The organism is Pantoea sp. sgz302252, from assembly GCF_047713085.1.
Lineage (GTDB): Bacteria > Pseudomonadota > Gammaproteobacteria > Enterobacterales > Enterobacteriaceae > Scandinavium.
This window is the reverse complement of record NZ_JBLFJW010000008.1, coordinates 61526-85590: the sequence shown is the minus strand read 5'-3', so window position 1 is coordinate 85590 and position 24065 is coordinate 61526. Positions and strand designations below refer to the sequence as shown.

The 24065-nt window shown below is 46.4% G+C and carries 22 protein-coding genes; 6 read left to right on the top strand and 16 right to left on the bottom strand.

The features are described from left to right. Positions 1–29: 29 nt before the first annotated feature. The 5 genes from ACLW56_RS08290 to yjeJ (ACLW56_RS08270) all read left to right on the top strand — a co-directional run bounded on the left by ACLW56_RS08290 (position 30) and on the right by yjeJ (ACLW56_RS08270) (position 6080). Positions 30–1319 (top strand): HlyD family secretion protein, encoded by a 1290-nt coding sequence (locus ACLW56_RS08290; RefSeq protein WP_330983308.1) that lies wholly within the window; start codon positions 30–32, stop codon positions 1317–1319. After that, entirely contained in the window at positions 1309–3462 is a 2154-nt protein-coding gene (locus tag ACLW56_RS08285) for a peptidase domain-containing ABC transporter (RefSeq protein WP_330983307.1), read from the top strand. Before ACLW56_RS08290 ends, ACLW56_RS08285 begins: the two co-directional genes overlap by 11 nt. Before the next feature lie 12 nt (positions 3463–3474). Next, positions 3475–4305 carry a YjeJ family protein gene (gene yjeJ, locus ACLW56_RS08280; RefSeq protein WP_330983306.1) on the top strand — a complete coding sequence of 277 codons (831 nt, stop codon included), beginning with the start codon at positions 3475–3477 and terminating at the stop codon, positions 4303–4305. Positions 4306–4370: 65 nt separating this feature from the next. Beyond that, entirely contained in the window at positions 4371–5039 is a 669-nt protein-coding gene (locus ACLW56_RS08275; protein ID WP_330983305.1) for a LuxR C-terminal-related transcriptional regulator, read from the top strand. Between the two features lie 177 nt (positions 5040–5216). After that, entirely contained in the window at positions 5217–6080 is an 864-nt protein-coding gene (yjeJ, locus tag ACLW56_RS08270) for a YjeJ family protein (protein ID WP_330983304.1), read from the top strand. A gap of 48 nt (positions 6081–6128) precedes the next feature. On the opposite strand, the gene ACLW56_RS08265 is transcribed toward yjeJ (ACLW56_RS08270), so the two are convergent. The 16 genes from ACLW56_RS08265 to ACLW56_RS08190 form a co-directional block, all read right to left on the bottom strand. Next, positions 6129–6482 carry a DUF4156 domain-containing protein gene (locus ACLW56_RS08265; RefSeq protein WP_330983303.1) on the bottom strand — a complete coding sequence of 118 codons (354 nt, stop codon included), beginning with the start codon at positions 6480–6482 and terminating at the stop codon, positions 6129–6131. 78 nt (positions 6483–6560) lie between these two features. Further along, the gene (locus ACLW56_RS08260) at positions 6561–7364 is read right to left on the bottom strand and encodes a M23 family metallopeptidase (protein WP_330983302.1); all 804 of its coding nucleotides are present in this window, start codon (positions 7362–7364) and stop codon (positions 6561–6563) included. 2 nt (positions 7365–7366) lie between these two features. Continuing rightward, positions 7367–8197 carry an A24 family peptidase gene (locus tag ACLW56_RS08255; protein ID WP_330983301.1) on the bottom strand — a complete coding sequence of 277 codons (831 nt, stop codon included), beginning with the start codon at positions 8195–8197 and terminating at the stop codon, positions 7367–7369. A 48-nt stretch (positions 8198–8245) separates the two neighbouring features. Next, a complete protein-coding gene (locus tag ACLW56_RS08250) occupies positions 8246–9583 on the bottom strand; it encodes a hypothetical protein (RefSeq protein ID WP_330983300.1) in 1338 nt (445 codons plus the stop codon). 10 nt (positions 9584–9593) lie between these two features. Then, positions 9594–10640 (bottom strand): type II secretion system F family protein, encoded by a 1047-nt coding sequence (locus tag ACLW56_RS08245; protein WP_330983299.1) that lies wholly within the window; start codon positions 10638–10640, stop codon positions 9594–9596. After that, positions 10624–12153: an ATPase, T2SS/T4P/T4SS family gene (locus ACLW56_RS08240; RefSeq protein ID WP_330983298.1), complete on the bottom strand. Its 1530-nt coding sequence runs from the start codon at positions 12151–12153 to the stop codon at positions 10624–10626. The genes ACLW56_RS08245 and ACLW56_RS08240 overlap by 17 nt, the downstream gene beginning before the upstream one ends. Further along, entirely contained in the window at positions 12150–12650 is a 501-nt protein-coding gene (locus ACLW56_RS08235; protein ID WP_330983297.1) for a hypothetical protein, read from the bottom strand. The genes ACLW56_RS08240 and ACLW56_RS08235 overlap by 4 nt, the downstream gene beginning before the upstream one ends. Then, positions 12632–13495: a hypothetical protein gene (locus ACLW56_RS08230; protein WP_330983296.1), complete on the bottom strand. Its 864-nt coding sequence runs from the start codon at positions 13493–13495 to the stop codon at positions 12632–12634. The genes ACLW56_RS08235 and ACLW56_RS08230 overlap by 19 nt, the downstream gene beginning before the upstream one ends. Before the next feature lie 4 nt (positions 13496–13499). Continuing rightward, entirely contained in the window at positions 13500–14057 is a 558-nt protein-coding gene (locus ACLW56_RS08225; protein ID WP_330983295.1) for a pilus assembly protein, read from the bottom strand. Positions 14058–14074: 17 nt separating this feature from the next. Then, positions 14075–15523 (bottom strand): type II and III secretion system protein, encoded by a 1449-nt coding sequence (locus tag ACLW56_RS08220; protein ID WP_330983294.1) that lies wholly within the window; start codon positions 15521–15523, stop codon positions 14075–14077. A gap of 27 nt (positions 15524–15550) precedes the next feature. Further along, positions 15551–16015 (bottom strand): TcpQ domain-containing protein, encoded by a 465-nt coding sequence (locus ACLW56_RS08215; protein ID WP_330983293.1) that lies wholly within the window; start codon positions 16013–16015, stop codon positions 15551–15553. A 59-nt stretch (positions 16016–16074) separates the two neighbouring features. Further along, positions 16075–17739, bottom strand: a complete 1665-nt coding sequence (locus tag ACLW56_RS08210; RefSeq protein ID WP_330983292.1) for a type II secretion system protein — start codon at positions 17737–17739, stop codon at positions 16075–16077. 86 nt (positions 17740–17825) lie between these two features. Then, the gene (locus ACLW56_RS08205; RefSeq protein ID WP_330983291.1) at positions 17826–18530 is read right to left on the bottom strand and encodes a prepilin-type N-terminal cleavage/methylation domain-containing protein; all 705 of its coding nucleotides are present in this window, start codon (positions 18528–18530) and stop codon (positions 17826–17828) included. A gap of 856 nt (positions 18531–19386) precedes the next feature. Then, on the bottom strand, positions 19387–21030 hold the full coding sequence (gene groL / locus ACLW56_RS08200) for a chaperonin GroEL (protein ID WP_330983290.1): 1644 nt from the start codon (positions 21028–21030) through the stop codon (positions 19387–19389). Between the two features lie 30 nt (positions 21031–21060). Then, positions 21061–21354: a co-chaperone GroES gene (locus ACLW56_RS08195; RefSeq protein WP_330983289.1), complete on the bottom strand. Its 294-nt coding sequence runs from the start codon at positions 21352–21354 to the stop codon at positions 21061–21063. A 409-nt stretch (positions 21355–21763) separates the two neighbouring features. Continuing rightward, positions 21764–22234 (bottom strand): FxsA family protein, encoded by a 471-nt coding sequence (locus ACLW56_RS08190; RefSeq protein WP_330983288.1) that lies wholly within the window; start codon positions 22232–22234, stop codon positions 21764–21766. A gap of 337 nt (positions 22235–22571) precedes the next feature. On the opposite strand from ACLW56_RS08190, the gene aspA reads away from it, so the two are divergent. Next, positions 22572–24008, top strand: a complete 1437-nt coding sequence (gene aspA / locus ACLW56_RS08185) for an aspartate ammonia-lyase (RefSeq protein ID WP_330983287.1) — start codon at positions 22572–22574, stop codon at positions 24006–24008. The last annotated feature ends 57 nt before the right edge of the window (positions 24009–24065 follow it).

Below are 24065 nucleotides of genomic sequence, written 5' to 3'. Positions count from 1 at the left end.
TTATCCTATAAATAAAGAATGTGATAATAATGAGCTATAAACTTTATCGCAAGGAAGCGATTGAACACAAAAAAAATCACTGGAAAGGGAAAGCACTCTTATTAGCTGGTCTTCCTTCGTGGTTAATCATGCTTTTCTCTTTTATATTCCTTACAGCGCTCCTCATTGCGTTGTTCTTTTGTCATTACACACAGCGAATTGATGTACGAGGTGAAGTCATCACCCTCCCCCACTCAATTAATGTCTTTGCACCTCAACAAGGATTTGTCGTACATCAATGGGTAAAAGTCGGCGATCTGGTGAGTAAAGGCGATAAGCTTTACGAGCTGGATATCTCTCGCACAACGATAAATGGAAATGTCAGTGATACAACTACAACGGCTATCAATGAAAAAATTGATAACGCGAATGAGATCATTAATAAATTAATCCGGAACAAGCAAGAAACGCAGGACACGCTCAACGCTCAATTAGAAAATTATAACGCATCCCTAAAGGAAACAGCGCAAATGCTGGATACTTCCCGCAGGGGCCTTAACAAAATGCGTGAATCCCTGGCGAATTATGATGGTTATCTGAAACAAGGTCTCGTTAACAAAGATCAGTACAATTACCAGCATTCACTTTACTTTCAGCAGCAGAGCAGTTATCAGTCGCTTGCCAGCCAGAAAATGCAGCTGGAATCACAATTGACCCAGTTGAAAAGCGATATTGTGACTAAATCTGCAGATTTTGATAACCAAATATCCAGTTATAAAAATCAGATCAGTGATTTCAAGAATCAAATTGTTGAGTCTAATGCAAATGGTAATTTAATTATCAAGGCAACAACAGCAGGAAAAGTTGAATCTCTGTCTGTTACATCAGGACAGATGGTGGATAAAGGAAGTAGCCTTGCACAAATTAAACCCATTGGAAATGTCGAATACTATCTTGTACTTTGGCTCCCAAACAACAGCTTACCTTACGTCAGCGCAGGGGATTCCATTAACATTCGCTATGATGCATTTCCGTCTGAGAAATTTGGTCAATTTCCCGGCATCATAACGTCGATCTCGTCAATTCCGGCAACGCGCCAGGAAATGGCGGAATACAGTAATTTTGATGAGAGCATGAATCAGCAGAATTCTGCTCTATATAAATGCATTGTATCAATAAAACATAAATCCTTTAGCTATAACAAAAAGACCTTATCACTTTCCAATGGGCTCAAAGCTCAGGCGATTGTTTTTCTTGAAGAACGCCCGCTGTACATGTGGATGTTCACACCTTTTTATAATATTGCTCAAAGCGTGAACGGGCCGATCAATGAACTATAATCTATTTAACAAGCTGAAAGATAGCCTTAATTTTTCTTTCAGAAAAAAAATTCCTGTTATTATCCAATCGGAAGCATCTGAATGCGGAATCGCATGCTTGTCAATGATCTGTGGGTATTATGGGTTAAACATAGACTTGTTCAATTTTCGCCAGCGTTTCGGATCAAGCTCCCAAGGAACAACACTATTATCGTTAGCAAAAATAGCAGAACAGGCAAATTTAAAATGCAGGGCTTTATCATTAGATTTAAATGAACTTAACCAACTAAAACTGCCTTGCGCTATACACTGGAGCATGAATCATTTTGTCGTACTGGTAAAAATACACAGGTCAGGGTTTGTTATTCATGACCCAGCCATGGGAAAACGAATAATCGGCATTCAGGAGATGTCCAATAATTTTACTGGTGTGGCATTAGAATTATGGCCTGATAGTGACTTTCAGCAAGAAACCGTTAAAAACCGGCTACGCCTGCTGGATTTAATGAACAACATTGTGGGGTTAAAATCTGCACTGGCAAAACTATTTGCATTTTCTGTTGTTGTCGAAACAATTAATCTTTTGATGCCCGTTGCAACCCAACTGGTGACAGATCATGTCATTATTGCCCATGATCAAAGCTTATTATCAGTCATCTGTATCGGCATGGTGATGTTCACGCTATTTCGCACATTCGTCAGTATGTTACGTGCATGGACTTCCCTGACCCTTAATACGTTAACCAATATCCAGTGGAAGACAACGCTCTTTGATCATCTACTGAGCCTCCCACTCACCTTCTTTGAAAAGCGTCATTTGGGTGATATCCAGTCTCGTTTTTCTTCTCTGGACACCATACGTTCTGTTTTTACCAACAGCATTGTCGCAGGGATCATCGACAGCATCATGACCATTGGGTTACTCATCATGATGACTTTATATGGTGGTTGGTTGGTTTGGGTCGTCGTCGCTTTTACACTCTGTTACGCCATGATGCGCCTTGCGACTTACCGCTTCTATCGTCGCGTCGCGGAAGAACAAGTGATAAAAGGTGCACGCTCCGGCTCTCATTTTATGGAGTCACTCTATGGTGTTGCAACAATTAAGGCGTTGAATTTAAAGGACAGGCGTTCTCAAAACTGGCTAAATATTAATATTGAAGCGTGCAACGCAGGTATTAAGCAAACACGCTTCGATATGTTGTATGGAGGAGTCAATGCCTTCATTACGACTCTGGATCAGGTGGCTGTTCTGTGGCTTGGAGCCATGATGGTTATCGACAACACCATGAGTATTGGGATGTTCATGGCATTCAACGCTTATCGCGGTCAATTTTCCCAGCGCGCATCAAGCCTGATTGATCTCGTCATGCAGTTGCGAATGCTATCTCTGCACAACGAACGCCTTTCAGAAATTGTATTCTCTGAACCCGAGGAGGAACAACCCACGCGGCGTGTTTTTGAGGCTCATAAGGGTGTTGCGTTAGAACTAAAAGATCTCGAATACCAATATGATGCATTCTCCCGGCCTATTTTTTCCGGGTTAAATTTGACGGTTCATCCTGGGGAATCCGTTGCGATTGTAGGGCCATCCGGTGTTGGAAAAACAACGCTATTAAAAATCATGTGTGGCCTTCTCAGCATCCAAAAAGGAGAAGTCATCGTTGATGGTTTAGATATCAGTAAGATTGGACTCAATAATTATCGACTCAGTACCTCTTGTGTGCTTCAGGAAGACCGTTTGTTTTCAGGTTCCATCGCCGAGAATATTTGTGCGTTTGAAGAAAACCCTGATGAAGACCGTATCATAGAATGCGCCCGGCATTGCAATATTCATGAAGAAATCGTCAAAATGCCAATGGGTTATGAATCGATTGTCGGCGAATTAGGATTAGGGATTTCAGGCGGGCAGAAGCAGCGTATCTTGATAGCCCGAGCGCTTTACCGCCAGCCATCAATTCTTTTCATGGATGAAGCGACCAGCCACCTGGACTTAGCGAATGAATCGCATATTAACCAATCTATTTCTTCATTGAAGATAACCCGTATTATCGTCGCGCATCGTCCGTCAACGATTGCCTGTGCGGACCGAATTATCGATTTAGCTCACTTTATGAACACCAGTAATAGCATTTCGACAACCAAACCTGATATTAATCACTAAGAGGATTTATATATGACATATTCTATCAATAGCATGAATACTGGAATCATATTACACGAAAATAATTTCCTTGCATTATGTTTAAAGATAAAAGACATGCATGACAACGAAAATATCGTTTATCTTCAGACAGCCATTCTCCACGACCTATTGTTTTTATTGAATAATCGACTGCATGTGATACAAGAGCGTATGCATAATCACATCTATCAGGAAGAAGTAGAGTTAGAAACAGACCGATTGTCGCATCATGTTCCCACTCTGAATGCAGAAGAACTGCATACCCCTCAGGCACACCTGCGTGCAACGTCTATGATGGTCAAGTTGCGGGAAGACAACTGCATTATCCACTTCACATTACAAAATGAGACATTTTATAGCCTGCTTGTGAATGATTCTCAGGTCAGTTTCATGCTTCAAATCATACTGAAATCGCTCGAAAATGTTCACTCTAAAGAGTTTATTCAAAACCTGATCTCTCGTCTCGATTATCTCTCTCTTTACGATGTCGAGTTTAGCGATAGCCAAAGCAATAAGGTTCATTACACACAGTATACACCTCCGTCCTGGAAACTGGATTTATTCAATTACTACATTGGCATTATCTTCCGCTTTACTGATGGAAATGAAGATCATCTTTATTCAGGTGCTGTTATTAAAACAAGGACGTTGCCAGAAACACCTGAAACCAATGAAATCACTCAGCGTTTAGTACTGAAAACAAACCGTCCTTGCAAAACCTATAGTTTTCTCATTAATGCCGCACCAGGTGCGACATATAACATTGAGGAGTGTATCCGCCCCTTAAACGACTTTAAAAATCAGATAGCTAATAGTTATTAAAATTACCTTATCTGAACCATAAATTTACACCTTCAGATTTACCCCATGCATTTAAGAGGAAAATAATGCTAAAAATCGTTATTGATGATGACTATTCTTTCTATGCCAATGGGTTAAAGGCTATCCTTCATGATTTATTTTTTCCTGAATTAGATGATGGAACGTTACTCTGCAACAACAGTATAGCGGATGATATCTCTACCGCCGACATCATCATCAAGAGTTTTTCTATGGGGGAAATCTGTACCTGCCAACCTTTATTTAGATCCAGAAAACACAATAGTTTATTGATTGGTTTGTATGATGAAAACCAAAACCCATACTTTTCTCCTTTGCCATTATGCATCAGAGATATTCTTTATATTAAACGTTCGGAATCATTGGCCGTGGTAAAAAGAACGATACTGGAGGGCTGGTTTAAAAGTCAGCAAGGAAACCGCAGGCTTTTCTCATGTGCCGGATGCCGACATCGAACACTTTCATCACAGCAGGCAAATGTCGCTACACTTTTTTTTCTTGAGGAAAGTGTAGAATCCATTGCCAGAATAATGAAAATTAGTACGAAAACAGTTTGTGCTCATAAAAGAATATTGATGAAAAATTTTCATCTGAAATCCGATCAGGATTTATTGTATTTTCTGAATAAGTTAAATGGAAAACTACACACGCCTAATATTTTCTCCGAACGTTTATCGACTCTTCGCCGTACCAAAGAGTCGCTCAGAGAAACATAGAACAGCATCATCTCATCAGCAAAAGCCTGTGCGATGCCTGTCGCACAGGTTTCAAGTCCGGAAACCGACTCTCCCGAAATCTGGCCGGGTGCTATTTTAGCCTCCGTAAGAATATCCCTCGCCATCCTGGGTTCAGGACAGATTCTCAGGGATAAGACCTCATCAGGGAGAGAAGAAATGACCTTAACTATCACCGGTATCAATACCGGCGTGATTCGCCACGCCCAGCAGTTTCAGGCTCTGGCGCTCAAATTCAAGCATCAACATCATCAGGCATCCCTGATTTTTATTCCCGCCCTGCCGCTACGCGATCTCTACATTTATCTTGAGCACCGTCTCTATTTGCAAAGCCAGCGCAACGCCAAAGATAAAGCCACGTTTAAAACGCGCCAGCATGTCGCAACGCAATCACTGCTTCACAACATTCCTGAACTGAATCAGGAACAGATGCTGCACGCCGATATTCGCCAGCGCGTCACGGGCTTTGCTCCGGGTGAGGCAAAACAACAGGGTTCGGAGCTAATTTTCACCTTACAGGGGGAAAATCGGCTGACAGTATTTCTTGATGATGCCCAAATCGCCTTGCTGATCAGCGCAATTTCTCAGGCCATCAATCATGCCGGGATGCATGACCTGTCTTTGCGTATTGCTTCCCTGCTCGATTTCCTGCCGATGTATGACACCGACATGAAAGAGAACGGTGAAATGGAATACGATACCTATCAGCATGCCGCCTGGAAAATCGAACTCTTTTCGCATTTTCTGGCTCTGGTCTATCACTTTACCGATGAAAACGGGCAGCCACAGGCCTGCGGTACCCTTGTAAAATCGCGCGTTCGGGGTGATATGAAAGACGCTCAGGCCATTGCCCAGCGTTTACTGGCCTTTAGCCCACGGCTGAAAAAACTGGAAGGAAAACCGTGCCGTATTTCAGTGGCGACGCTTGCTTCCGGCAAAGGGCTGTTGTCTCAACAACACGGATTACGGGCGCTGTATCAGCTGTATCAAAAAACACAGCAAGCACCAGCCAAAGCTGAATAAACAAAAACGCCCTCTATCGATGAGGGCGCTTTTTTCAGACGGAAAGGATCAGTTCGGGCACTTGTAAACCTGGCCGATCATTTCGCTGTCGGTTGGCACGAAGCTTGAAAGCATGCCCTGAGTGGGGCTGCTCACGCCGTAAATCACGTTGCCACCCATTTCAGCCGCCTGGTTACGCAGCGCATTCGCCGCACCACGCATTGAACCGCCTTCTTCACCGTGCTGACCGGAGAGCCAGTTGCTCTGCTTGCCCGTCGCGGTGCCCAGAAGCTGGCATTCACTTGCCGGTTTGTCTTCAACAAAGCGAACATTCTGCCCGCCTGCTGACAGGTCGTTACTGGAGCTACAACCCGCGAGCAGCAGCGCGGCACCAACCATTCCTGTTAACACTCTGATACGCATGTTATTCCTCGTCACTATAAAGTAGACCTTTGAGTCCTGATAAACCTTATACCAGAGTTATTGCGGGAACTGAAAGATTCACTTCATTCTTGCCACAGCCTTCAAACGATAACGCCCATTTTCCATTAATACCCGATAAAGCCCAAATACGGTCTGGTTTACGCCTGCGTAAACCGTTTTCCTTCCGAATTTGACCATCACCTTTTCCTCACCGGCAATTTTCGTGACCAGCATTATTTTTGGCACAGAAGGCACCACGGCGCGAACAACGGCTTTCTCCACAGAGGGAAATGTCGCTAACTGCGAAGAAACCAGCAGGTTAGCAGAATTAACCGGAACACCTCTGTAGGCCAGTTCGAAATGCAAATGCGGGCCGGTACTACGCCCAGTATTCCCTGAAAAGCCAATGACACTGCCACGGTTAACCGACTGCCCGGACATCACACTCATCTTGTTCAGATGCATATAACGACTGCTCCAGCCCCCAGGATGGCGCAACACAATATAATTCCCGGCTAAGGCATCGTATTTAGCCTCCACAACGCTGCCCTTCTCTGCCGCAAATACAGGAGAGAAAAGGGGAGCCGCAAAGTCTGTCCCATCATGATGGGTAAAGCGTTGCGTAAAGGGGTGCAGGCGCATACTGAACGACGACGTGGTCTGTAATGGAACACCCAGGGGAGGATGAAAGTCAGGGTAACGGGCTAACGCACTCACCGTTGCCAGGCGTTCCTCACGCGACACCCGCAGCAACGCAGGTGAAAAGGACTGAGTGGCATCAGTACGGGAGACATGAATCAGCGCGAGCGTTACCACCGTATCGCTGCTGGCTAGTGCAGCAAGCGGAAAAAGCAGGCTCAGAAAGACCATCGGGATACGCATGGTCAGAACTGCCCGCTAAAAAACAGCACCAGCGCGGCCACGGAAATAGACGGGCCAAAGGGGATGTAATGCTTTTCTGCTTCATCCGCATTCTCGTGCAGTGCCCGACGCTTGTTAAGGCACGCGCACAAGACGTAGATAACGATGCCAGAGACGGCTGACCAGACAATGAGTTCGGGCAGTTTTTCGATTCCAAGCCAGGCGCTGATAGCGGCCATCAGCTTCACATCCCCATACCCTAACCCTTCCCGGCCCCGCAGTTTTTCATACCCTGTCATCACACTGTACAACAGCAGCCATGCAGCGACAGCCCCCACAATGGCTGAACGAGGCTGCAGCCCGGTAAGACCGCTTATTGAGGCCACAAGCCCGCTCCATAAAAGCAGCGATACCAGCGTGTCGGGCAGCAACAGGTGCTGAAAATCAATCACCGACAGCGTATAGAGCAAACAAAAATAAAGGAAAAAACAGCAGATTTGCGCTTCAGTAAAATTCGGCCAGGCTTTGAGGGTCAGGAGGGTAAAGAAAACGCCGCACAGGATTTCAGAAATAAGATACTGCGCTGAAATATGACCGTTGCAATGGCGGCATTTACCTTTTCGTAATAACCAACTTAACACCGGGATATTATCTCGCCGCCACACCGGTGTACCGCAGCCAGGACAATGCGAAGGCGGCCACCATAAATTTATTTTTCCGGCATCAGGCTCACCGTTGCTTTGCGCGTAAATCATCAGCGGTAAACGATAGATGACGACATTGATAAAACTCCCGATAAATACCCCCACAATTGCCGCCATCACCGGGTAAAACCAAAGATAAAAATTATACATAACACTCAGTCCCTTGATGTGAAACAAAGAGTCTCATCTGTGGTAACGTCATTTCGCGGTAATACCGCTAACCCTGTTTGTAAAGTCGAGGCGCAAAGTCCAGCCACCAGATGACGTGCTATCTATGCGCCGGGAAAATAGCTGCGTTCCTTTGGTATCACAGACATACGCATCATCTGATGTCGGGGGACGCTCTATAATTTGTTCGAACGTGAATCCTTTCTGCCCTTCCGGAAGCAGCCTTGTTTGGCCATCAAGCCCCTTAAACTCGTCGATATCCGGCAGTTGAAAAGTGGCTAACTGGGTATAATCATCGACTGAGCCTTTTGCCCCATTCATGCAGGTGAAAAGACGAGATGCCTCTATCCCCTGCCCTGGCGCGAAATCACTCCATTCATCGGCCCATTGCACACCGCCTGCCAGACGTGTGTGAATGGCAGCGACCTCGGCGATGGGCATACGCGGCGGATTATTCGACATCAGAGAAAAAGGAATGACGCTATAAATCGTGGTGCGGCTTTCCGTTGTGTTTCCTGCAGACACAAATCCGAACTCTTCGGTACCTTTATATTGACTGAAAGGTTCGAAATATTCGCCGTCGTCGCTTTTAAGCGTCCATGCCGCAAGGCGTCGATCGGCGCCGTTTGCCGACCCCATTAACACGGCTTCAAGATGTATCAATGCCAGATGGCGATGAGGAAGGTAAACAACCAGCTCATGACCCTCGCCCCCGGTCCCCGCATTGCTCGTATAGCCTTCCGGCCCGTCTGAGGCACGTGGGAAGACAAGGGTCCCCACCCACAACGGTTTGTTCATACTGGCCGCCACATCAATCAGCTCATCATACATTGAGAGGTTGCGGGTACTGCTGCTCATACCGGGCTTACATTTATACTGCTGTTCTTTAACGGTTGCAGGGGTCCCCACACAGGTCGTCACGGCCGGGAAAGGATCGCCCTGTTGATAGGGCTGAGCATTAATCACCGGCATCACCCATCCCCCTTCCTTACCCCCGCTGACCCAGCTGTAAGTTGCGTCTGTTTTATAATGCAGATAGTGCTCAGAAAAATCGAAGTTATCATCAGTGATTGAGGGTAAGCGGGGTGGCGGGGCGTCGCTGAGTGACGATTCGATATACATAATATTGATCGCAATGGGTAATGAGTTCTTTTCTTCATAAGAATATTGATTACCCTCGCGAGTAAAACCAAAAAAATTTGCAATGGGCAATGCCAATGGCATATCCAGCGGCCCCAACTCATCACCGTTGACTTTTATTGAATATTTGAAAACGCCCCCTTTCGGGATGGTGGCAGAGAAGACGCTGAATGACAGCACTCCGAAGAATAAAGGGGTCATGAACCAATACATCCTGAAAATATTCATACTATTTCCTTTAAAATGAACCACTGGCACCCAGCTTAGCGAGCGAGTCAGAAAGAGCGAACAACGCTGCAAACACCCATATCACGCATCCCCCAAGGACCATGGTAGAAAGAGATTTCAGTAAACCAGAAAGGGTTTTGATATATTCCTGAACCTGTTCACGAGATTTTTTGGAGACTGATGCTAACACTTCATTAAAAGAGGGAAGCCCCGCATACAAACTAATATTCAGAAGCGTTTCAGGGCCAAACAGTCCGGTATTTAAGGCATCCCCATACCCCAACCCTACCGCCATTTTTTCACGCATACCATTGATGTGGAATTTTAACCAGCGGTTCGAGTTCAGCAAAATAATGGCCAGACCATCATTCAGAGGGATACCATTTTTTAACATTAACGCCAGGTTATTAAGAAAGATCGATGCCGTGATTTGCTTGTAGGTCGAAAAGGGTAAGATCTTATCAAGCATGTTGTTACGGATCGTTCCGGAAAAGTTAGCCATAACAAATCTTAATAAAAAAACGGTGGCTATGACGCCTGCCAGAATATAAATCCATAGCCCGGCAACAAGGGCTTTGCCAAAACCAAATAAAGCCTGAGTGACCCCCGGCCATTTGTTGACAGGCACAACGCTTTCAAAAGCGGGAAAAACTTTGACTGAATACCCGGCAATGACAAGCAGAGAGAGGGTCAGCATAATGACCGGAAACAAAATGGCACCGATCAGTTTGCTCTTTAACTCGCTGTTATAGTTGATGACATTCACCAGTGTCATAAACCCATCCGCGAGGCTGCCGCTTTGTTCCGCCGCGTTAATCACGCTTAATTCACTTTGCGGCACCAGGCCCTCAAACATGACCGCTATCGATGCCCCTGTCAGTCCGGACTTCATGTTGTTTGTCAGCACCCCCACATTCTTTGCAAAAGCACGCCCGAGCAGCGTCTTGCCCTCAGTCTGCAGTTTAAGCAATGAGTCATAGAGAGGGAGCTCTGTGCTGATCATATCGGCGCAAAACTTATACAGGTAGAGACGCTGTTTTTTACTGAACTTTGCCAAGGATGACCTCCAGATTGTCTTTTTCTACATCACCGAACTCCATGCTGAACCAGGTCGCACACACACGCCCACGCAGTACTTCGGCAAAGACTTTCTCTTTAATTTCAAATCCTTCACTCAATCCAGGCGCGGGAATACGCTTATTTCGCCATAGCACATACACCTGTAGCCATTCCTGTCTGGATATCGCCGCTAATTCGTCATAGGTTGGCCGCATATATTCAATAACAAGCTGCCGGCCACTGATGCCGGTGTAATTGCACTTCTCACAGCCCTCCTCCCTTTGCTCATACAGCGTCATCATCTGGCCGCCAAAAGGCAGCTCCAGCGAACGCCGGCAGTCGGCGCAAATAACAGGAACCAACTTTTGGCACTGCAGCCCGGCCACAAAACCAGGCGTTGAAAGTTTGTCGCTGGTAATTCCCATCGCAGACAGACGTTGCAATAAAGAGACGATGTTACCGGCGTGCACGGTGGTAAAACAGTAATGGCCACTTTCTACTGCACCCGCCAGGGCGTTGGCGGAAATATTGTCACGGATTTCGCCAACCATCAGCACATCAGGATCGCGACGTAATGCTGATTTGATGGCGGAATGAAACCCACCCCCTTCAACACTCACCACAGAACTTTGTTTCGCGCCGTAAATTTGATATTCCACAGGGTCTTCAACGGTAAGAAAGCACCCTCTGTCTGCATAGCGGTTGATTTGCAACCACTCCATCAGATTTTTCAGCGTCGTGGATTTTCCTGACCCCGTGGTCCCCGCAATGATATAAGCGCCGTAAGGGTTACTCAGGATTTTCTTCAAGTCTTCCAGCTCTTCGTGCGATATCCCAAGCTTATTAAGATTGGCGACCGTCCCTTTCGAAAAGCCAGACGGAATAATACGAAGCACCGCATGATAACAGTCTGCAGTTTCGCCAAATATAGGGAAATGGGCATAACGAAAACGAAAACTTCTCGCATTCAATTGATAAAGAATATTAGCACTCTGCGGAATAGTACGGTTCCATGTCGTGTCTCGGGTGCTGGCTTGCACGTTGTATAGAACAAAGACCAACTCATCACATTTGCTGGATGGCATCTGCATCATCGGCAGTAACAACCCATTTACTCTCACTTCAAGTTTCGCCAAAATATCATTACGCGTGATATGCAGATCGCTAGCCCCGAGCCTCACCGCCTCAATCAAAATGGCTTCCAGCTCTTTCTGAGTTTCACTGATATCCAAAGAAACCAGACTCTGCTTCTGCAATGAGACAATTTCGAATATTTTGAAGTACACCGACTCAGTGACACCCGCGATACCCACAATATTGTGTCGGTGGATATCGTTCATTTTACGCACTTCATATTGAATGATATGAAGTTCTTCAACAACAGAGCGTGTTGAAATCAGAAACTCCTGTGTCCCCAAACGGGCCAATAGCATCCGGTCTTCAATTTCAGCAAAAACCCATTCACTACTGTAAATAGATTCATCTGTTAACTGAATATAATCGATAATCACTGCGGCACTTCCTGCACAAAAGAACGCTGTCCGCTTTTGTCCTGATGAACGACATAGCGCTTCCCATTCACCGCAAACAACTCCCCTATGCGGACAAAAATAGTTTTCGTTCCCACAGAAACCGCCGCCTTCGTCACACCAGCAATCTGCGATAACATGAGCACTCGTGGTGGCGAAATCAACGCGACAGGAGGTTTGGCCTCAGCAGTGCCTGATTTTTCCTCTCCGTTATTCACTGGCGGCGGGGCCGAGAGTTCAGACGCCTCACTCTTTATTTTTGCTATTTCAAGGCGTAATTTTGCCAGCACAGCCAAATGCGACAACTCGCGGAGTTTTTCATTATACTCAACGTCGTCTTGCATCAGTTTTGAGATGTGCTCCTGGACAGGAGCGGGTACTGCAGCAGGATTTTCACCATTATTGACAACATCGTCGGCATAACTGCCTGAAGAAAGTAAAGCAATTGCCGTTGCAATCATTATTTTCCACTTTTGCATACCATGACTCCTGTAATGCTGTTTTCCTTCGCAGTATCGATTTTTTTAATAATAAAGGCATCTTTGTAGGCTTGTCGTTCGAAGAAACTGGCCAGATACAAAGTGTTAATATATCCAATGCTAGTACTCGTATTTTCCACCGACGATAACTTCACCTCCCAAGGAATAAAACTGAGACCAACCAGTTTTAACTTCCCTTTGTTTACAATTTTCTCTTCAAGTGCAAGTATCGTCGACGATGGCGGAGATTTAATGGTTAAAGGCATTTCATAAAGAAATGCAGAATTATAAGAATAAACATAATTCAGCAAATCACCGCAGGGATAGACCTTTGCATTTTGCTTGTTTTTATAGGCAGTAAGAACAGGATTACTGTCTAATCTGGATTTTATTCCTGTGAAATCATATGTGCTGTCTGAATAATTCACCGTATAGACCTCACCCCAAAATATTTTTTGAGCCACATTGAATACGCCTCCCTCGCCCAATTTGTAGCTAAAAACACAGTTTTCTGCCGTGCAGGTGAAGACTTCATCAACATAATTGAATTTCTGAAGTATTATAGAGCTTTCAACGATTTCATTGGCCAACTCGGTAAAACGTTGCACACTGCCACCAGATAACTCCTTGAGATAAAAAGCGTCTATCGCTTTAATATCCTTAGCCAGTTGCTCTTGTTCCTGGTGAAGCGCCTTGGCTTTTTCTTGTGCCGGGGTATACACAAAATAATACCAACCTCCAGCACATGAAATAAGCACAATGAATAAGATAGCAACAACCCATCCTATTTTTGAGCCTGGCGAAGCAGGGCGTCGATTTGTTCTTAACTGTAATCGCTTGATCATCATCTCACCCTGCGATTATGCTATAAAGAAAAATAGCTGAGGCCAAAAGTAATATAAAGACCCCCCCCCCCACCATTGTCCAAAACAGGCGTTGCTTTTTTCTATAAACGAGTTGACTGGCTTTGCACGATTCAACGACAACATCAATTTGTCCTGGAGTGACTTCAATCAGTTGCAGTCTGGAGTATCTGGAGTCAGGTAATGACTGACTAAATTTTTCAAAAAAAGCCTCTGTCACCACGCAGTCACTACCACTGATGATCACCCCATCCATCACCATCAATAGATAGACTTCATTGTTTCCTGTCGAAAAATAATAAGCCCCATCACCATAAAGATTTCTCAAATGGACAGCAAAGGATTCACAACCCGGCGTTGTTTTCGCGGAATATCCCGTTAGCTCACTCGTTCCGTCTGTATCCTTGAGACTATAGACGTACACACGGTGGCTACGGCGGATATTTGACATCCACCGGTTATACCCTATATCCTGGCTTTCTGCCCCAGAAATCTCCCAGACTAAGCCTGTCAGGATATTATTGCGTGATAAAGTCTTAAGCATGGTGTCCCTCTGGGCAATTATCGATTCAAGGGGGCACGGTAATAATCAATACCCACCACCATCACGACCGTGCTTTCGTTATCGTTAGCGTTTTCACCATAACCAAGCATTTGAAACTGTTTATCTTTATTTAACTCATTGAGATCATATTTTGCCACCATCAATAAGCTGCCGGGGTTAATTGCCGTTGAATTAAACATTTCTGTCGTTGTCACATTCGGTAACTGGACAGTATCAAAGACATCAATGGAATTTAGCTGGCTCTTGGTAAAACCGCTGGTCACCTCAACCCGCCCATCCGTCATTACCCGAGGTGTGATAATAAAGCTTGTTCCTGTAATAATCTCTGAGGTCTCAATTTCAATATCTTCTTCGCCAGAATCATTATTCACCGTACGGGTGCGCCCGGAAACATAATGTTGCGAGTTAGTCATATTCAGCGGAATGGGCACATTATTACGCGTAACAAAGGAACCACTTTGCAGAACCTTGCTCCCCGTAAGTGAATATAATGCATTAAGCTTAGCGTCAATGCTTAGCGCCCTGTCAGCGCCTGCCACTACCGTCATGCCACCGCCGAGCATCCCCATCATTGCTGTATCGATAACAACGCTTGAGCCACCATCCTGATAGTTCATATTCAAACCAGCGCCGTACTCTTCCATTTTCTCTTTGTTTAGCGTAAAGATCTTGTAGGTAACCACAAATTGTCGATTATTGTCATTCTGGTATTTTGCCAGGACATCACTCAAGGCTTTGTATTCTGAAGGCCGGCCCGTCAATGTCACAATTGAAGCATCTTTAAATATGCTGTACATGCCACTGGAGACATACTTATCAGCCATATCCTCGACATCATCCCAGAATGTGGATTCGAATTTCGTTTCTGACTTCCCTTTCAACCCACCATTGCTGACGGCATCATTGGACAAATCAAGGCTCGCCTCGAATTTATTATTCTCACCATAGAAATCAAGCTTAATTGCATAGACACTAAAAGCATCTATTTTTAAAATATTGTTTTCATCCAATACAGCGCTGACATCATACAACGCGGACAAATAGCGCATAAACTCTTCAAATGTTCCGTTGAAGTTGATACTGCGTGGTTCAATTTCAACATTCCCGGTGCTACTTCCCTTTTCCGATGGAATCGCTAAATTAGTACGATGACTGATCCCCGTTTGTGCCAGTACGGCTTCCATAACCGTATTTAAATCCGTCGGCTCATAGGAGTTTATGCTGACTTTTTTAGCCAGCAGATTCTGCCGGGTAGAGCTATAGTCAACTTTTTTACCCAGGTAGGCCGTATCATATTTGACATACGGCTTAACTTTCATTTCATCCGCAGACATTGCACCTTCTAAGGCAGCGGTCGCACTGTCACGTGAAAATTCTTTGTTAAATTTTTCTGCGCAACCTTGCAAGATAAAAAACATTGCAATCAATACTATTTTTGATTTCATATCTCTCTATCCATGAAGATCATGACATTACATATCATCAACAACTAAAACATGATTTCTCTGATAATTCTTAATAATTAGACCATAGTTTTCAGAGGCAAATAACCTTCCCAACTCAGTCAAAACCGTATCATCATCTTTGCCACTGAGGACAATGGGGTTGTAAATCAAGTAATCATTTTTACTTTGCCAAAGCAGTTTGTATCCGGACTTTTCAGCCCAGACTTTAATCCCATAACTGAGTAAATCGCCACTGTTCAGTACCATGGTCACATTCACCGGGGCTGGCATTATAATGGCGGGAACTGGGCTCCCACTCGTTGCAGGTTTGCTGTCATCTGAAAAAGGGCTTAGTGCTTTTCCGGAATTCGTCTGCGTGGCCGGCTGCGTGGCTGATGTCGTAACATTTCCTACCGCATTCCCCGCCGCATGAGATATTGTCCCTAACGCTAAATACAAAATCACTGCACATCCGAGATTTTTAATTTTCATATTATTCCATCCTGAACAGTATCAAAAAACCAAACAATCCATTCGTTATCAAGGCTGTACTATTTCGTAGAAGGCATTGGAACCGATTTACCGTGAGCAGGTTGTTTCACTGAACTGCACCATGAGGTCAGAACGACAGAAAGTGATCCCGGGTTGATCACATTGACCCCTTTACCTGACACATTGTCATAAACGCCACTGGTTGCACTCACGACCCAGTAATCAGACGCAGGCTCAGTTTCATCAATGAAATTGACCTGAATCGCCACACCGCTTAAATGATCCAGAACACCGTTGGCAGATACCCGGTTCATCTCACTGTTCGAGAAGTCAGAAAAGTCACCGTCATCCTCAATCGTGCCATCCGAATTTTCACTTTTACCCACATCGGCCACAATCGAGGAAAGTGCCGCGGCAAGGCGAGGATAAAGTTGAATCGGTTTGGCTGGATCGTTAACGTTGGGTGCCGCAGGGCATGTCTGCACCGGGAGTTTGATGTATCCAGGCTCATCGGTTACATTTTTATCGTAATTTTCGGGATCATCGATAATGACATCTGTTCCCCCTTTGGTGTTGCCAAAAGACTGGTAAGAAATGACGGGGCTGGTCATTAACGCGATTTCATTTTGACCTGACTCAGGATTGTAGGCTTCTCCTTCAAAAATAACGTTTGCCATCAGCGTGCCTGTTACCGTTTCATTTTTATTATTTTTGGCAGTCAGGTGCATAACGCCTTGCTCACTGTTACGTCCCGTCCCCTTCTCAACTTCAAGGCAATGCGTGAGCTTATTTTCATCATAATTCCAGCATAATTTATCAACGCCGATTGACCCGTCCGGTTTAACCATTTCACCCATGCCGGGTATAAAACTGAAACGGATGCCCAGTTGCTCTGCATTTTGGTCAATTTTATCGAGCCAGGACGCCAGGCTACCAAACGGTATGGCATCGTCGGTTGAGCTGGCTGATTTCGCCTTTAGCAGTTTCCAGCCAACGCCAAAATTGATGGCTTCGCTTTTTAGAGCCGATGAGCGATAGAGGTAATCTGCCTGCGTATAGGCAATGTTGTAATGAGACAGGGCCTGACTGAATGCTGTCGCATAGTTTTCGAGTGAAAACTTATCGATGTCTTTACTGCCCTCTTTTCCCGGATGGAAACTAACAAAGAAGTCGATCCGTTCGATGGTTCGATCTTCTTCATCTCCTATCAGGTCAATTCTTTCAAGAACCAGAAATTTATCCTGACTGTTAAGAGGCTGGTTACAGCGCAAATAGTCGGTAGTAAACTCTTTATCAGCGACTTTTTGGTTACTCGAACTGAAGCAGCGATGGCTGGTAAAATACCCTCGCATTTGGTCATTATCCCACTTGATATAATGATTTTTATTATTGGGATCCTCATTCGGTGGCGTACTTGAACGCCAGCTATAGGCTTTCCCTTTATCATCGGTAGGCTGAATAGACTTATCATAAAGCGGATTGAGGATGACATCTTGTTCTCCATCGGCATTGTCATCACTGTTCAGCTCGATTTCATCCTCATGCGTAAACTGCAAAAAACCATACATTTCACCGACAATGACATTCGCCAGATTTTCTCTTGCCACGGATTCAATTTGTCTTTTTTTATAGAGTGCGAATGACGTAAAAATGATGCCCATGATGCCCATGACGACAATCATTTCCAATAAGGTAAATCCTTTGCAGTTGCTTACCTTCCGCATAAAAATTCTCATCACCCGGACAGAGACAGAAACAAGCTTACAACAATAAATGTTGTAAGCTTGGTGCTTAAACGTTAACGCCTGGCTTATTTACTGCCTAAGATCAGCGCATTATCGGAGCCAGCACTAGTAGAATTGTCACAGAAACCAGTTTTGACAATACTTGCCGGGTTTAAATTATCAGCTGTCAATGTTTTCAGAATTGAGTCGGAAACATCACCTGATAGCTGACCTGGCGCGCCGGTGGCACCTAACGTTGCGCCCGCCGCTGCCACTCCGGAGGCAACATAGTCCCATTGCGAACCGATCTGAGAGGCAATATTACGACAATCCTCAGTATCCAGACCGTTAATAACAATATAGAAACCTTTCATTTTTGAATCTGTAGTGGCATATTTAACCCCACCGATTTCAAAGGCATCATTAGACATGCCGTTAAAGGCTTCATCGGCAGAAATTTTGCCCATTTTAACAAGGGCAGAGATAATAGAGTCGTTGGCTAAAGTGGAAATATTAGCTTTTGTTAAAGGGGTGGCGTCAACAGTGGCTGGATACTCAGCAGAATCTTTATACGCTTCGGTCGTGCCTACGCGTACGGAGTTGGTATTATCGACTAACTCACTGATATCCTGTGCCGTAAAGGCACGGTTCGCAAGAATAATTACACCCGCAGCAATAATGCCCACGATACCTAAAACAATGATAATTTCGAGCAACGTCACACCGCGTTGTTTCTTAATTTCCTGGTACTGATTTACTTTGCGCTTTATCGCATTAATTGCGTTATTCATACCTTAAATCCTTTGGTTTGACAGGTTCCTGTAATATACGTCGACTTTCGACACCGCTGATAGCCATCTGATCTGCTGCTAAACAAATAGTATTATTAACATCCAGCAAGCAGAACAAAAATCACGAAAAGAGGTCATTCCGCCTAAAGCAACGAATTCCCACCTACCTCCACCCGTTAATACCTCAGCGAAAATATTATAAGCACACGGTGAGGTAATGATGAATAAAATTAGGTGTTATGCCTTACTTTAGGAATTCATTAATATTAAAAATATCGATAATAAATTAGAATTGATCATTCATAATGATCATTCAATATAGTTTGACGGCCATTCAATTTGCATCATTCCTGCTTTTAGCCTCTACGCTCCAGCCCTGGAGATTCGCAAATGATGAGAGACGAAACTCAGGCTCCGTACGGTTGAACTAGCCAATCACCGCTATCCGTTTTCCCGTATGCTGAGGGAGCATACCGCTGTAATCGTCATCAATGATGAGCGGAGCGGGTCATCCCGGCATGAGAAAAATACATCTGGTGCCCGTACTCGTACCTTTAAAATTTACTCGTCAAAACTACCGCTTTGCGACGAAGGCAATATCAAGCTGTACATGCCCCGTTACCACACGTGGAGTCGTTGCCAACTGCTAAGAAATAGACGACAACGCCAGGGCCACTAGCGCCGTAAAGAATCGATTTTCGGGGATAAAAAAAAGCACCGACGACAGAATCGTTCGGTGCTTTATGTTCGCCTGACAAACCTTCAGCTTTCAGCGTCAGACGCCCGGGCGAACCGGTTTATGGCATTGCTTTCTGAGGTAAGTTGGCTTCCCACTTACCGACAGAGGCAGGATGAATTACATCATGCCGCCCATACCCCCCATTCCGCCCATGCCACCAGCGCCTAAATCAGGTGCATCGCCTTTTGGCAGGTCGGTCACCATGCATTCGGTGGTGATCATCAGACCCGCAACAGAAGCGGCGTACTGCAGCGCAGAACGGGTCACTTTGGTTGGGTCCAGGATACCCATGTCGATCATGTTGCCGTACTCTTCGGTCGCGGCGTTGTAACCGTAGTTACCGTCGCCCGCTTTCACGGTGTTCGCCACAACAGAAGGCTCTTCACCGCAGTTCAGGACGATCTGACGCAGTGGAGATTCCATCGCGCGCAGCGCAACCTTGATGCCCACGTTCTGGTCTTCGTTCACGCCACGCAGTTCGCCGAGCTTAGACGCTACGCGAATCAGTGCCACGCCACCACCAGCAACCACGCCTTCTTCTACCGCAGCACGAGTGGCGTGCAGGGCATCTTCAACACGAGCTTTCTTCTCTTTCATTTCAACTTCAGTGGCCGCGCCAACTTTGATAACGGCTACGCCGCCAGCCAGTTTCGCTACGCGTTCCTGCAGTTTTTCACGATCGTAGTCAGAGGTTGCTTCTTCGATCTGCTGGCGAATCTGAGTCACACGACCCTGAATTGCCGCTTCTTCACCCACGCCATCAATGATGGTGGTGGTGTCTTTGTTGATAACCACACGTTTTGCCTGACCCAGGTCTTCCAGCGTCGCTTTTTCCAGCTCCATACCGATCTCTTCAGAGATAACGGTACCACCAGTCAGGGTTGCGATGTCCTGCAGCATAGCTTTACGACGGTCGCCGAAGCCCGGTGCTTTAACAGCAGCCACTTTCACGATACCGCGCATGGTGTTCACCACCAGAGTCGCCAGCGCTTCGCCTTCAACGTCTTCTGCAATGATAACCAGTGGCTTGCCTGCTTTCGCTACGGCTTCCAGCACTGGCAGCATTTCACGGATGTTGGAGACTTTTTTGTCTGCCAGCAGGATGAACGGGCTTTCCAGCTCAACAGCACCCGTTTCTGGCTTGTTGATGAAGTACGGAGACAGGTAACCGCGGTCGAACTGCATACCTTCAACCACGTCCAGTTCGTCTTGCAGACCGGTACCGTCTTCAACGGTGATCACGCCTTCTTTACCGACTTTATCCATCGCTTCAGCGATCAGCGTTCCCACGGTTTCATCGGAGTTCGCGGAGATAGTACCCACCTGTGCAATCGCTTTAGAGTCAGAGCACGGTACAGACAGGGTTTTCAGTTCTTCAACCGCAGCCGCGACAGCTTTGTCGATACCACGTTTCAGATCCATTGGGTTCATGCCCGCCGCAACAGCTTTCAGGCCTTCAGTGATGATAGCCTGCGCCAGTACGGTTGCGGTGGTGGTGCCGTCGCCCGCAGCGTCGTTCGCTTTAGAGGCCACTTCTTTGACCATCTGCGCGCCCATGTTTTCGAACTTGTCTTCCAGCTCGATTTCACGCGCTACGGAAACACCGTCTTTGGTGATGGCCGGTGCACCGAAAGATTTATCCAGAACCACGTTACGGCCTTTCGGGCCCAGGGTCACTTTCACTGCATCTGCCAGTACGTTGACGCCGCGCAGCATTTTCACACGAGCGTCGTTACCGAATTTTACGTCTTTAGCTGCCATTGTTCTTTTCCCTTAACTTCGTTTCGTGGATTAGGCTTCAACAATTGCCAGGATGTCGCTTTCGGACATGATCAGCACTTCTTCGTTGTCGATTTTCTCGGACTTCACGCCGTAGCCATCGTTAAAGATAACGATATCGCCCACTTTCACGTCCAGCGGCTGCACCGTTCCGCTTTCCAGGATACGGCCTTTACCGACAGCGATGATTTCGCCACGAGTTGATTTGCCAGCAGCAGAACCGGTCAGCACGATGCCGCCAGCAGATTTGGATTCAACTTCTTTACGTTTGACGATCACACGATCATGTAACGGACGAATACTCATTGATAGCTCTCCTTTGAGAAAGTCTTTGTCAGTTATGGGTGACGCCGGGCCGCAATCGGTTTTCCGGCTAGTGACCTGAAAGATGGGGATGGCAGACAAGGCCTTCAAGGGGCAAAATCAAAAAAAATTTTGAAACGGACCTACGTCACAAATCGTCTCTCGTCCAGAAATGCCAGGATGCTTACTTTCCCGTAACAGGTTGAAGTGATGAGTGGTTTAAAACAAGAACTGGGGCTGGCACAGGGCGGGGCTTACTGTCTACCTCATTGCTGGGATTGTGCCTGCTGTTGCTGGCGATGGTAGGTTTGAAAAGCCTGTATGCCATTGTGATGCTGGCGGCGCTGGTTTTTTTGCCTAACCGCAGCGTTGTCTGAATGCCGGATGGCGCTTCGCCACCCGGCAAAAAAGATTACAGGTCGTCTTTATGATCGAGGCGATCGTGCTGTTTGTCTTTACGCTGATATTCCCCGTCAAACGTCTCGCCACCGCCAGCTCCGGCACTGAAACCACCGCCCGGCATACGGGAAAAACGCAGGTGAGGCATCAGTTTGAGCGTCAGGTGTTTTTGCACCGGCGGCAACAGCAGCAACAGGCCAAGGAAATCGGTAAAGAAACCCGGGATAACCAACAGCAGGCCAGAAATGATCAGCGACACGCTTTTAATCATCTCTGCCGCCGGGCTTTCACCCGCCTGCATTTTCTGCTGCATCAGCAGAAAGTTTTTAAAGCCCTGGTTGCGGATCAGCGACATGCCGATAACCGAGGTGAAAATCACCAGAATCAGGGTCAGGAACACGCCTAAAACATGAGCCACCTGGATAAAAATCGAGATCTCAATGTAGACGTATAAGAAAAAGGCAATAAAAGGTATCCAGCGCACTGGCTTCTCCTGTTGGACAACCGCCGCTCCCGGCAACGGTCTGAATGAGTTTGCGAATCGCGTTTTCAGGAGATGGAGGCAAAACCACCCTTTTCAATCCATCTGAGGAATCATTTTTTTCCTCACTGTTTTTGCGGTGATTCATTTCACAGATTAATAAATCTGATACGCATCGGCACATAATAAGTGATCCAGATTACGGCAATTCGCTATTATCAGCATATGATCATGGGCACCGGGCCGGTTAAGAAAATAATCGTCGGTCAGAAAACACACATGACCCCACTCATCCTGTGTGTACGGTGAATTCATTGGCAGATTAATCAAGAAGGTTCACATGTTAAACACCATTCGTATCGAAGAAGACTTGTTGGGTACCAGGGAAGTTCCAGCGGACGCTTACTACGGTGTCCACACTCTGAGAGCGATTGAAAACTTCTACATCAGCAACAGCAAAATCAGCGACATCCCGGAATTTGTCCGCGGGATGGTGATGGTGAAGAAGGCCGCCGCGCTGGCGAATAAAGAACTGCACACCATTCCAAAAGGTGTCGCCAATGCCATTATTGCCGCATGTGATGAAGTCCTGAATAACGGTAAATGCATGGATCAGTTCCCGGTGGACGTCTATCAGGGCGGCGCGGGGACGTCCGTCAACATGAACACCAACGAAGTGCTTGCCAACATTGGCCTTGAGCTGATGGGCCACCAGAAAGGCGAGTACCAATACCTGAATCCGAACGACCACGTGAATAAGTGCCAGTCGACCAACGATGCCTACCCGACCGGTTTCCGCATCGCGGTGTATGCTTCCGTGGTGAAATTGATGGATGCCATCAATCAGTTAGGCGACGGCTTCCAGCGTAAATCCGTCGAATTCCAGGACATTCTGAAAATGGGCCGTACCCAGTTGCAGGATGCGGTACCGATGACCCTCGGCCAGGAATTCCACGCATTTAACGTGCTGTTAAACGAAGAAACCAAAAACCTGCTGCGCACCTCTGAACTGCTGCTGGAAGTGAACCTGGGCGCAACCGCCATCGGCACACGCCTGAACACACCAGACGGCTATCAGCAGCTGGCTGTGCAGAAACTGGCAGAAGTTTCAAACCTGCCTGTCGTGCCAGCGGAAGACCTGATTGAAGCCACCTCAGACTGCGGCGCGTACGTCATGGTGCACAGCGCCCTGAAACGCCTGGCGGTGAAACTGTCTAAGATCTGTAACGACCTGCGCCTGCTCTCTTCCGGCCCGCGCGCCGGCCTGAACGAAATCAACCTGCCAGAGCTGCAGGCTGGCTCGTCCATCATGCCAGCCAAAGTGAACCCGGTTGTGCCAGAAGTGGTGAATCAGGTGTGCTTTAAAGTGATTGGCAACGACACCACGGTGACCATGGCCTCTGAAGCCGGTCAGCTCCAGCTGAACGTCATGGAGCCAGTGATTGGCCAGGCGATGTTTGAATCCATCCACATCCTCACTAACGCCTGCTACAACCTGCTGGAAAAATGCGTTAACGGTATTACGGCCAACAAAGAGGTTTGTGAAAGCTACGTTTATAACTCCATCGGGATCGTCACTTATCTCAACCCGTACATTGGTCACCACAACGGCGATATCGTCGGGAAAATCTGTGCCGAAACCGGTAAAAGCGTGCGCGAAGTGGTCCTTGAGCGCGGCCTGTTAACCGAAGCCGAGCTGGACGATATCTTCTCGCCGCAAAACCTGATGCACCCGGCTTATAAAGCGAAACGCTTTACCGATGAAAACGAACAGTAAGCGTTTGGGTTAAAATCAAAAAAGGCACGTCCACGGTGACGTGCCTTTTGCTTATAG